Here is an 11,195-nt window from a genome sequence, read left to right on the forward strand (position 1 = left end):
CGCCGCCGCACGCCAGAGTGGCGCGGACAGCCCGAGGACCGCGATGACCGCTCCAGAATCCCCCGCCCCGCAGACCGGGCAACCCGCGCCCCTTCCCGGCGTGATCCTGGCCGGCGGGCGCGGAACGCGCATGGGCGGAGCCGACAAGGGGCTGCTGCCGCTGGCGGGCGGGCGGCTTCTGGACCATGTGATCGCGGGCCTGGCCCCGCAGTGCGCGCCGCTGGCGATCAACGCGAACGGCGATCTCGCCCGGTTCGCGGACTTCGCCCTGCCGGTCCTGCCCGATCCGCTTCCTGACCATCCCGGCCCGCTGGCCGGGGTTCTGGCCGCGCTGGACTGGGCGGCGGGGCTTGGCGCGGGCGCCGTTGTCACCGTCGCGGCCGATACCCCCTTCCTTCCGCCCGACCTCGCCGCCCGTCTTGGCGCGGCCGCGGGGCCCGAAGGTCTGGCCGTCGCCGCCTCGCCCGACGCCGACGGGGTGGTGCGCGCGCATCCGACCTTCGGGCTCTGGCCGACGGCGCTGCGCCATGACCTGCGGGCCGCGCTTGAGGGCGGGCTGCGCAAGGTCATGGCTTGGGTCGACGGCCACCGTGCTGGTCAGGCCATCTGGCCCTCGCGTCCCTTCGACCCCTTCTTCAACATCAACACGCCCGAGGATCTGGCCGAGGCAGGGCGCATCGCCGCCCTTCAGCCGCGCCGGATCAGGTAGACCTGCGCGCCCGCCTCCTCGCCGGTCGAGATCAGCCGGTGCCCGGCCTCGGCGCAGAAATGGGGCACGTCCACCACCGCGACCGGATCGGTGGCGATGAGCCTGAGCACCGCGCCGGCCGGCATCGCGGCCAGCACCTTGCGCGCCTTGAGCACCGGCAGCGGGCAGAGAAGCCCGGCCGCGTCGATTTCCCTGTCCCAGGTCATGGGCCGGGCATACGCAATGCCGCGCCGGCTGTCCATCCTCGGGATCGGCGGAGAACGGAGGCCCGAGTGCCAGCAACCGCGCACGCCAGAGTGCGGGGTGTCCGCCGCGTTTCGCAGGCGGTCATCAGTCAGAATGCCGGGCAGAACTGGCAGATCAACGAATTGACCTAGGGTGAAGACGTCAGAATGGCCTTGTCTCAAGCGGTGCGGGGACTAGGCTCGGCCCATGTAGCGCGCCGGACACGAAGCCCGGCCAATCCAACAGGAGGGACGACATGAAAACCAACCTGCTGCTTTCCACGATCCTGAGCATGAGCCTCGCCTTTCCGGCACTGGCTGCACAGGTGCAGCCCGGCGAAACGCTGGCCGAGAACCAGGAATACACCTACTGGCTGCTGGACGCGATCAAGTCGATGGACCCCCAGATCAACACCGACGTCGAAGGCTCGGGCATCATGCGCTCGCTCTTCGAGGGGCTCTACAACGAGGATCAGAACGGCGGCCTCGTGCCCGGCGTCGCCACCGACTACGAACTCTCCGAGGACAAGACCGTCTACACCTTCCACCTGCGCGACACCGCCAAATGGTCGAACGGCGACCCGGTGACGGCGGGCGACTTCGTCTATGCCTGGAAGCGTCTGGCCGATCCCGCGACCGCGTCCGAATACGCCTGGTACATGGAACTGATGCAGGTGAAGAACGCCGCCAAGATCATCGCCGGCGAAGCGCCGGTGGACGATCTGGGCGTCAGGGCCATCGACGACCACACCTTCGAGGTGACGATCGACGCGCCCCTGCCCTACTTCCCCAAGATGCTCACCCACTCCTCGGTCTTCCCGGTCCATCAGAAGACCATCGAGACGCTCGGTGACAAATGGACCGAAGCCGGCAGCCTTGTCGGCAACGGCGCCTACGTGCTCAATGAGCACATCCTCGGCGAGAAGGTGGTGATGGAGCGCAACCCGCTTTACTGGGACGATGCGAACACGGTCATCACCAAGGCGACCGCGCTGACCATCAACGACGAGAACGCCGCCCTGACACGCTACCTGTCCGGCGAGCTTGACCGCACCCAGGTTCCCGCCGGCCAGTATCCGCGCCTGAAGTCCGAGTATCCCGACGAAGCGATCTCGGTCCCGCAGTCGTGCTCCTACATCTACATGTTCAACGTCGACACGGCGAAGGGCCCTGCGGCGCTTCAGGACATCCGCGTGCGCAAGGCGCTGTCCTACGCGATCGACCGCGACATCATCGTCAACAACATCCTGCAAGGCGGGCAGGCGCCGTCCTACAACTGGACCCACGCGGCGACCGAGGGCTTCCAGATGCCCCAGATCGACTATGCCAGCTGGACGCAGGAGGAGCGGACGGCGAAGGCGAAGGAGCTTCTGGCCGAGGCCGGATACGGCCCGGACAATCCGCTGAAGCTCACGCTCAACTACAACACGTCGGAAGCGCACAAGAAGATCGCCATCGCGGTCCAGCAGTTCTGGAAGGGCGTCGGCGTCGACCTCACGCTCAACAACATGGAGTGGAAGGTCCACACCGACAAGATGCAGAACCAGGACTTCGAGGTCGCTCGCTACGCCTGGTGCGGCGACTACAACGAGGCCTCGACCTATCTCGACCTGTTCACGAGCTACTCGGGCCACAACAACGGCAAGTTCTTCTCGGAACGCTATGACGAGCTGATGAAGCAGTCCAAGACGGCGGCCGATCCGAACCCGATGTATACCGAGGCCGAGCAGATCCTGGCGGACGAGATGCCGATGGCGCCGATCTACCAGTACACCAAGGTCGAGATGATCAAGCCCGACATGCGCGGGCTCGGCCTGAACAACCTGATGCAGAACTGGTACCTGAAGGACATGTACCGCGTCGCCAACTGACGCCGTCCGGGGGCGTGGTCCTGATGGGCCGCGCCTCCATCCTTGCACGGGTACCCGCAGATGTTTTCCTATATCGCCAAGCGCCTCGCCGTCGCCGTTCCGACACTGCTGCTGCTGATCGTGCTGTCGTTCCTGCTGATGCACGCGGCCCCCGGCGGGCCCTTCACGCAGGAACGCGCACTGCCGCCGCAAATCCTTGCCAACCTCGAGGCGAAGTACGGCCTTGACCAGCCTCTGTGGCGCCAGCTTGCCAGCTATGTCTGGGGGATCGTCGCGCATTTCGACTTCGGCCCGTCGTTCATCTACAAGGACCGGACGGTGAACGAGATCATCGCCCAGGGCTTCCCCGTCACTCTGCACTACGGCACGCTGTCCTTCCTCGTCGCCGTCCTTGCCGGTGTGTCGCTCGGCATCTGCGCGGCGATCTATCACAACAGCTGGCTTGACTATCTGGCCGTCGGCGTGTCGATCGGCGCGCAGGTGCTGCCGAACTTCGTGATGGCGCCGATCCTGCTTTTGACCTTCACCTACTGGCTGCGCTGGCTGCCCGGCGGCGGGTGGGAGGACGGGCAATGGCCCTATCTGGTGATGCCGGTCATCGCGCTTTCCACCTCGTTCATGGCCTCGATCGCACGGATCACGCGCGCCTCTATGCTGGAGGTGCTGACCTCCAACCATATCCGCACCGCCCGCGCCAAGGGCCTGCCGGAACGCCAGGTGATCCTGCGCCACGCGCTCAAGCCCGCGCTTTTGCCGGTGCTGTCCTACCTCGGCCCCGCCTTCGTGACGATGATCACCGGATCGGTGGTGGTGGATTTCTACTTCTCGACCGGCGGCATCGGCAAAAGCTTTGTCGATTCGGCCCTGAACCGGGACTACGCGGTGATGCTGGGCATCACCATCCTCGTCGGCGCGCTGACGATCCTTTTCAACCTCGTGGTCGATATCCTCTACGCCTGGATCGACCCGAAGATCCGGTACTGAGCATGATCACCGACAAGGCACGCCTGCAACGCTTCGGCGATCCAATGGCGGGGGAGGAGGTCCGGGGCCGCTCGCTCTGGGCCGATGCCCGCCGCCGCTTCATGCGCAACCGCGCCTCTCTGGGGGGCGCCATCATCCTGGTGCTGATCACCTTCCTCGCGCTCTTCGGCGACGTGCTCGCCGTCTGGTCGAACGAGGAGCTGGACTTCGCCGTCATGGGCCAGGTCGCCGACCTCGGCGGGCCCTCGATCGCCAACGGCCACTATTTCGGCACCGACGACCTCGCACGCGACCTTTACGCCCGCACACTGCAGGGCACCCGCATCTCGCTCATGGTAGGGATCGTGGGGGCCGCCATCGCGGTCGTCGTCGGCACCCTGTACGGCGCGGTTTCGGGCTATGTCGGCGGCCGGACCGACCAGGTGATGATGCGCATCGTCGACATCCTGCTGGCGATCCCGTTCATGTTCGTGATCATCCTGCTACTGGTCATGTTCGGCCGCTCGATCCTGATGCTCTTCCTCGGCATCGGGCTGCTCAGCTGGCTCAACATGGCCCGCATCGTGCGGGGCCAGACGCTCAGCCTCAAGCACCGCGAATTCGTCGAGGCCGCGCGGGCCACCGGCGTGCCGTCCTTCACCATCATCCTGCGCCACATCGTGCCGAACCTGCTGGGCATCGTCGCGGTCTATGCCACGCTTCTGGTGCCCGAGATGATCCTGATCGAAAGCTTCATCTCCTTCCTCGGGCTTGGCGTGCAGGAACCGCTCACCTCGCTCGGCGCGCTGATCTCGGAAGGGGCGAAGACGATCTACTACGGCACGCTCTGGCAGCTTGGCTTCCCGCTCGTCTTCTTCGTCCTCACGCTTTTCGCCTTCTTCTTCGTCGGCGACGGCCTGCGCGACGCGCTTGACCCGAAGGATCGCTGAGACATGGCCCTGCTTGAGATCACCGACCTGCGCGTCGCCTTCGACACCCCGGACGGAACCGTCAACGCCGTCAACGGCGTGACGCTCTCGCTCGACCACGGCCAGACGCTGGGCATCGTCGGCGAAAGCGGGTCGGGCAAAAGCCAGCTGGCCTTCGCCGTCATGGGACTGCTGGCGAAGAACGGCCGCGCGACCGGATCGGTCCGGCTTGAGGGGCAGGAGATCCTGAACGCGCCCGCCGCCGTCATCAACCCGATCCGCGCCCGCAGGATCGCAATGATCTTTCAGGACCCGATGACCTCGCTCAACCCCTACATGCGCGTCGCCGACCAGATGGCAGAGGTGCTGACGCTCCACATGGGCATGGGCAAGCGCGAGGCGGTGGACGAATGCATCCGCATGCTCGACGCGGTGAAGATCCCCGATGCGAAGGGCCGCATCCGGCTTTACCCGCACGAGTTCTCCGGCGGCATGCGCCAGCGCGTGATGATCGCCATGGCCCTGCTCTGCCGGCCCGAGATCCTGATCGCCGACGAACCCACGACCGCGCTCGACGTGACGGTGCAGGCGCAGATCATGGCACTTCTGGCAGAGCTTCGCCGCGACCTCCGCATGGCCACGATCCTGATCACCCACGACCTTGGCGTGGTCGCGGGATTTTGCGAGGAAGTGATGGTGATGTACGGCGGCCAGGTGATGGAAAAGGCGCCGGTCGATCCGCTCTTCGCCGCCCCCGCGCATCCCTATACGCGCGGCCTTCTGCGCGCCATCCCACGGGTGGACCACCACGGCGCCGACCTCGACGCGATCCCCGGCACGCCACCCAACATGACCCGCGCGCCGAAGGGATGCCCCTTCGCGCCGCGCTGCGATTACGTCCGCGACGCCTGCCTTGATGCGCGGGTGCCGCTGGTCGAATACGAAGCCGGCCGCTTCCGGGCCTGCAACCGGCGGGTGGAGGAACTGGCATGACAGACGCACTTCTGAGGGTCGAGGATCTGCGCGTCACCTTCGCACTTCGCGGCGAGGGCGACATGCCCTGGACCAGCCCGCGCCTTCTGCACGCGGTCAGCGGCGTCAGCTTCGACCTCGCCCCCGGTGAAACCCTGGGCATCGTCGGGGAATCCGGCTGCGGCAAATCCACGCTCGCGCGTGCGCTGATCCAGATGGTTCCGGCCACGGGCCGGGCGATCTGGCAGGGTAGGACCGACCTCCTGTCGCTGTCCCCGCGCGAGATGCTGCGCCATCGCGCCGACATCCAGATGGTCTTCCAGGACCCGCTGGCCAGCCTCAACCCCCGCATGACGGTGGGCCAGATCATCGCCGAGCCGCTCCGGACCCACCAGCACGGCCTGGGCCGCGACGCGGTCAAGGCGCGCGTGCAGGAGATGATGGATCGCGTCGGCCTCTTGCCCAACCAGATCAACCGCTACCCGCACGAGTTTTCCGGCGGACAGTGCCAGCGAATCGGCATCGCCCGCGCGCTGATCGTGCGGCCGAAGCTCCTGATCTGCGACGAGCCTGTCTCGGCGCTCGACGTGTCGATTCAGGCGCAGGTCATCAACCTTCTGGCGGAACTTCAGCGCGACCTTGGCCTGGCGATGATCTTCATCGCGCACGACCTTTCGGTGGTGAAGCATATCTCGGACCGGGTGATGGTCCTTTACCTCGGCCGGACGATGGAGATCGCGCCGAGGCACGACCTTTACGCCAACCCGCAGCACCCCTACACGCAAGCGCTGCTCTCGGCGGTGCCGATCCCCGACCCTGCTGCAGAGCGCGCCAAGCACATCATCCCGCTGGAAGGCGACCTGCCGTCACCGCTGCGCCCGCCCTCGGGCTGCGTTTTCCGCACCCGCTGCGTCCGCGCGCGATCACGCTGCGCCGACGAAGTGCCGGTGCTTCAGGGCGTGGACCATCGCACGGCCTGCCACTTCCCCGGCCCGGCGCCGGCGCTCAGGGCCGAACCCGCCTGATCAGCGGCGCAGCTTGCGAAACTCGCAAAGCGATTGCGCATGCCCGGCGGTGATCCCGCCGCCCTTCGCGCCAAGGACGAAAAGCCCTGACTTTTCAGCCGATTGGGCGGGATCGAGGGTGAAGCGCACAGCCTCGCCCGCGCCCCGCTTGGGCGGCGAGGCGCGATAGATGACTTCGGCCGGGTTCAGGTGAAGCACGCGGATCGCATAGTCGCCCGCCGCGCACCAGAAATCGGACGCCCCGGACCGGCCGCGCCAGGGCACGGTAAAGCCGGAGCCGTCAGGCTGGACCAGCAGGCCGTTCTGGGCGGTGAAGGCCTGGGCCGGCAGGGCGAGTGTCAGGGCAAGCAGAAGGGCAACGGGGCGCATGGGGCGGCCTTTCGGTTGTTCGCCCTGAAGATAGGCGCCGGGGCGGGCATTGCCAAGCGCCAGCGCCCCGTTGCGCCGCTCACTGATCGAGGAAGCTCCTCAGCTTCCGGCTGCGGCTCGGGTGCTTCAGCTTCCGCAGCGCCTTGGCCTCGATCTGGCGTATACGCTCGCGGGTGACGGAGAACTGCTGGCCCACTTCCTCAAGCGTGTGGTCGGTGTTCATGCCGATGCCAAAGCGCATGCGCAGCACCCGCTCCTCCCGCGGGGTCAGGCTGGCCAGGACACGCGTCGTCGTCTCCTTCAGGTTTTCCTGAATCGCGCTGTCGAGCGGCAGGACCGCGTTCTTGTCCTCGATGAAATCGCCAAGCTGGCTGTCCTCCTCGTCGCCGATGGGCGTCTCGAGGCTGATCGGCTCCTTGGCGATCTTCATCACCTTGCGGACCTTCTCCAGCGGCATCTGCAGCTTTTCGGCCAGTTCCTCGGGCGTCGGCTCGCGCCCGATCTCGTGCAGCATCTGGCGCCCGGTCCGCACCAGCTTGTTGATCGTCTCGATCATGTGGACCGGGATGCGGATGGTGCGGGCCTGGTCGGCGATCGACCGGGTGATCGCCTGCCGGATCCACCATGTTGCATAAGTGGAAAACTTGTAGCCGCGGCGGTACTCGAACTTGTCCACGGCCTTCATCAGGCCGATGTTGCCTTCCTGAATGAGATCAAGGAATTGCAAGCCACGGTTCGTGTACTTCTTGGCGATCGAGATGACGAGACGAAGGTTCGCTTCGACCATTTCCTTCTTGGCCTGACGGGCTTCCTTCTCGCCCTTCTGGACCTGGGAGACGATGCGCCGGAACTCCTGGATGTCGACGCCGACGTACTGGCCGACCTGCGCCATGTCCGCGCGCAGATCCTCGACCTTGTCGCGGCTTCTTTCCATCAGCGTCTGCCAGCCGCGGCCCGACTTGTCGGCCATCCGGTCGATCCAGGTCGGGTCCAGCTCGTAGCCGCGGTATTCGTCGACGAACTCGCGCCGGTTGATGCGGGCCGCGTCGGCCAGCTTCACCATGTTCGAGTCGATCTGCATGATCTTGCGGTTGATGCCGTAAAGCTGGTCGATCAGCGCCTCGATGCGGTTGTTGTGGAGGTGCAGTTCGTTGACCAGCAGCACGATCTCGGAGCGCAGCTTCTGATAGGCGGCCTCATCGGCGATCGAGAAGGTGTTGTCCTCGTTCAGCGTGGCCGACATGCGCTGGTCCTGCATCGCGGCCAGCCGGGTGTAGTCGCGTGCGATCACCTCGAGCGTCTCGAGGACGCGCGGCTTCAGCGTCGCCTCCATCGCGGCGAGCGACATGTTGGAGCCATCCTCGTCGTCGTCCTCATCCTCGACGCGCGAGATCGGGTTGCCGTCGGCGTCAAGCTCGGGCTCGTCGGTGGCGGCGCGGCGCGGCTGGGACACCGACACATCGCCCAGCACCGGCTCCTCCATCTCGCCCTCGCCGTCGAGGTTGCGCCCGAAGGTCGCCTCGAGGTCGATGACATCGCGCAGCAGGATCTCTTCGTTCAGAAGTTCGTCGCGCCAGATGGTGATGGCCTGAAAGGTCAGCGGGCTTTCGCACAGGCCCGCGATCATCGTGTTGCGGCCGGCCTCGATCCGCTTGGCGATGGCAATCTCGCCCTCGCGCGACAGCAGCTCCACGCTGCCCATCTCGCGCAGGTACATCCGCACCGGGTCGTCGGTCCGGTCGAGCGTCTCGCCCGCCGAAGTCGCGATCGCCACCTCGCGCGAGGTGGAGACCTCGGCCACCGCGCCGCCGCGGTTGTCGTCCTCCTCGGCCTCTTCCTCCTCGATGATGTTGATGCCCATTTCGGACAGCATCGACATCACGTCCTCGATCTGCTCGGAAGAGACTTGGGCCGGGGGCAGCGCCTGGTTCAGCTGGTCGTAGGTGATGTAGCCACGCTCGCGCGCATCGGCGATCATCTTCTTGACGGCGGCCTGGCTCATGTCGAGCGTGTGCTCGTTGTCGTCGCCTTCCGGTTTCTGATCGTCGATGTCTTTGGCGGCCATGGGCGCTCCTTCGGTCTTCAACGGGCGAATCGCGGCAGGCGAATCGTTCCCGGGTTTCTATCGAATCGCGGTGGCGAATCACAGGGCGGGCGTCAGTGTCGCTTCTTCTCCCACACGGCGCGGTCGATCAGGCTTTGCAACTGGGCCGACAGCGCGGCGCGGTCCTCTCCCATGTCGCTGTCGTCGTCAATCCTCGACCGCTCCGCGCGATGGCGGGCGGCCGCCGCCTGGCTGAGCCGCCAGGTCAGGCCTTCGTCGGCAAGGCCGATCAGATCCTCCATCGCTTCCTCAACCTCTGCCGCAGCGCCCCGGCGGGCCTCGAGCTTGGCCAGTTCCTCGGCCAGGCACATCGTCGCAAGTTCGGTATCCTCGAAATTGCGGACCGGAGGGGCGATGCGGACGTGGGCAAGCGCCATCAGCTTTTCAAGGTCGGCGCCGGCCAAAGCTGCGATTTTGTTACGGAATGCGTCCGGGTCGGCGGCCACGGCGGGCTCATGCGCCGCCCGAAGCAGCGCCTGGCGCAGCCGGTCGTGCCCGGCCTCCCGCATGGCGACGGTCTCAAGCTGGCTTTCGAAGCGGGCGACGCAGGCGGGATGGGTGACGCAGATCGCCAGGATCATCGCCTCGCGCAGGTGTTCCTCGACCTCGGCACCGCCGGCGGCGCCAAGAAGCGAGGTGCGCGTGACCGGCAAGGGGGCCTGCGGTTCGGCCGCGCGACGCGGCATACCGCGCCGCGACGCCGGGCGTGCGGCGCCGAACAGTTCCCACCTCAGCCGCTTGATCTCCTCGCCGTAGTGGGCGCGGATCGAGGGGTCGGCGATGCGGGTCAGCGTCGCGCGCAAGGCCTTGTCGAGCGTCGCGCGGCGTTCAGGGCTGTCGAAGACCTTGCCTTCGGTTTCCCGCTGCCAGAGCAGGTTGACCATCGGCTGCGCGGTTCCCAGCAGGTCGCGCATCGACTGCGCACCGCGCGCGCGGATCAGGTCGTCGGGGTCCATGCCCTCAGGCAGGATCACGAAGCGCAGACCATAGCCCGCCTCGAGCAGCGGCAGCGCCAGGTCGATCAGGCGCATGGCCGCGCGGATGCCCGCCGCATCGCCGTCCAGCATGATCAGCGGTTCGGGGTGGATGCGCCAGATCAGCCGCAACTGGTCTTCCGTGATCGCCGTGCCCAGGGGGGCGACGGCGGCATGGAACCCCGCCGTCACCAGCGCGATCACGTCCATGTAGCCCTCGGCGACGATCAACGGCGCCCCCTTGCCCGCCGCCTCGCGCGCGGGGCCGTGGTTGTAAAGGCTGCGCCCCTTGTCGAAAAGCTCCGTCTCGGGCGAGTTCAGATACTTGGCCCCATCGTTCGGGTCCATCGCGCGCCCGCCGAAGGCGATGCAGCGCCCGCGCGCGTCGCGGATCGGGAACATGATCCGGTTGCGGAAGACGTCGTAGGGCGCCTTGCCCTTGGTCGAGGGCTTGGCAAGGCCGGCGGCCAGGATCAGGTCGTCGGCGATGCCCTTGGCCTTGAGGTGATCCCAGAGCCCCTGCCAGCCGTCGGGGGCAAAGCCGATCTCGAAGCGGTCGCGGTCGGCCTCGGTCAGCTTGCGCCGGGTCAGGTAGTCGCGCGCCGCCGCCCCTGCGGTGGTGCGCAACTGCATCCGGTAATGCTGGACCGCGGCCTCCATCACCTCGGCCAGCTGGCTGCGCCGATCGGCCTTCTGCGCGGCCTGCGGGTCGCGTTCGGGCATCGGCATCCCGGCATCGCGCGCCAGAACCTCGATCGCCTCCATGAAGCCCATGTTCTCGGCCTCGCGCAGGAAGCTGACGGCATCGCCCTTGGCGTGGCAGCCGAAGCAGTAGTAATAGCCCTTGCGGTCGTCGACGTGGAAGCTGGCCGTCTTTTCCTGGTGAAACGGGCACGGCGCCCAGAAGTCGCCCTTGGCCTGGTTGGACTTGCGGTTGTCCCACGTCACCTTGCGCCCCACGACGCGCGAGAGCGTGGTGCGGTTCCTGAGTTCGTCGAGGAATCCGGGGGGCAGACTCATCTGGCGAATATCGGGCCTCGCGGGCCGAACGGCAA

The 11,195-nt window shown here is 66.7% G+C and carries 10 protein-coding genes; 6 read left to right on the forward strand and 4 right to left on the reverse strand.

The genetic code is table 11. The annotated features are described in order from the left end of the window. Nucleotides 1-43 precede the first annotated feature (43 nt). Nucleotides 44-709 (forward strand): molybdenum cofactor guanylyltransferase MobA, encoded by a 666-nt coding sequence (gene mobA, locus N5I32_RS08135; protein WP_261494897.1) that lies wholly within the window; start codon nucleotides 44-46, stop codon nucleotides 707-709. Here the strand turns inward: mobA and N5I32_RS08140 are convergent. Then, nucleotides 688-915 (reverse strand): sulfurtransferase TusA family protein, encoded by a 228-nt coding sequence (locus tag N5I32_RS08140; protein ID WP_261494898.1) that lies wholly within the window; start codon nucleotides 913-915, stop codon nucleotides 688-690. The genes mobA and N5I32_RS08140 overlap by 22 nt on opposite strands. Nucleotides 916-1,190: 275 nt before the next feature. Between N5I32_RS08140 and N5I32_RS08145 the strand changes: the two genes are divergently transcribed. The 5 genes from N5I32_RS08145 to N5I32_RS08165 are packed head-to-tail and all read left to right on the forward strand — an operon-like array spanning nucleotide 1,191 to nucleotide 6,693. Continuing rightward, the gene (locus N5I32_RS08145; protein ID WP_261494899.1) at nucleotides 1,191-2,804 is read left to right on the forward strand and encodes a peptide ABC transporter substrate-binding protein; all 1,614 of its coding nucleotides are present in this window, start codon (nucleotides 1,191-1,193) and stop codon (nucleotides 2,802-2,804) included. Between the two features lie 60 nt (nucleotides 2,805-2,864). Beyond that, entirely contained in the window at nucleotides 2,865-3,788 is a 924-nt protein-coding gene (gene oppB, locus N5I32_RS08150) for an oligopeptide ABC transporter permease OppB (RefSeq protein WP_261494900.1), read from the forward strand. A 2-nt stretch (nucleotides 3,789-3,790) separates the two neighbouring features. Next, nucleotides 3,791-4,717 (forward strand): ABC transporter permease subunit, encoded by a 927-nt coding sequence (locus N5I32_RS08155; RefSeq protein WP_261494901.1) that lies wholly within the window; start codon nucleotides 3,791-3,793, stop codon nucleotides 4,715-4,717. 3 nt (nucleotides 4,718-4,720) lie between these two features. Then, a complete protein-coding gene (locus tag N5I32_RS08160) occupies nucleotides 4,721-5,689 on the forward strand; it encodes an oligopeptide/dipeptide ABC transporter ATP-binding protein (protein ID WP_261494902.1) in 969 nt (322 codons plus the stop codon). Continuing rightward, nucleotides 5,686-6,693, forward strand: coding sequence for an oligopeptide/dipeptide ABC transporter ATP-binding protein (locus N5I32_RS08165; RefSeq protein ID WP_261494903.1), 1,008 nt, complete (start codon nucleotides 5,686-5,688; stop codon nucleotides 6,691-6,693). The genes N5I32_RS08160 and N5I32_RS08165 overlap by 4 nt, the downstream gene beginning before the upstream one ends. Here the strand turns inward: N5I32_RS08165 and N5I32_RS08170 are convergent, their stop codons facing one another. The 3 genes from N5I32_RS08170 to dnaG form a co-directional block, all read right to left on the reverse strand. Then, nucleotides 6,694-7,062, reverse strand: a complete 369-nt coding sequence (locus N5I32_RS08170) for a hypothetical protein (protein WP_261494904.1) — start codon at nucleotides 7,060-7,062, stop codon at nucleotides 6,694-6,696. Nucleotides 7,063-7,141: 79 nt separating this feature from the next. Continuing rightward, a complete protein-coding gene (gene rpoD, locus N5I32_RS08175; RefSeq protein ID WP_261494905.1) occupies nucleotides 7,142-9,127 on the reverse strand; it encodes an RNA polymerase sigma factor RpoD in 1,986 nt (661 codons plus the stop codon). 92 nt (nucleotides 9,128-9,219) lie between these two features. Then, on the reverse strand, nucleotides 9,220-11,160 hold the full coding sequence (dnaG, locus tag N5I32_RS08180; RefSeq protein ID WP_261494906.1) for a DNA primase: 1,941 nt from the start codon (nucleotides 11,158-11,160) through the stop codon (nucleotides 9,220-9,222). Nucleotides 11,161-11,195: the final 35 nt, after the last annotated feature.

Origin of the sequence: Albidovulum sediminis, from assembly GCF_025380365.1 — a bacterium.
In the GTDB taxonomy this organism is placed as follows: Bacteria; Pseudomonadota; Alphaproteobacteria; order Rhodobacterales; family Rhodobacteraceae; genus Albidovulum; species Albidovulum sediminis.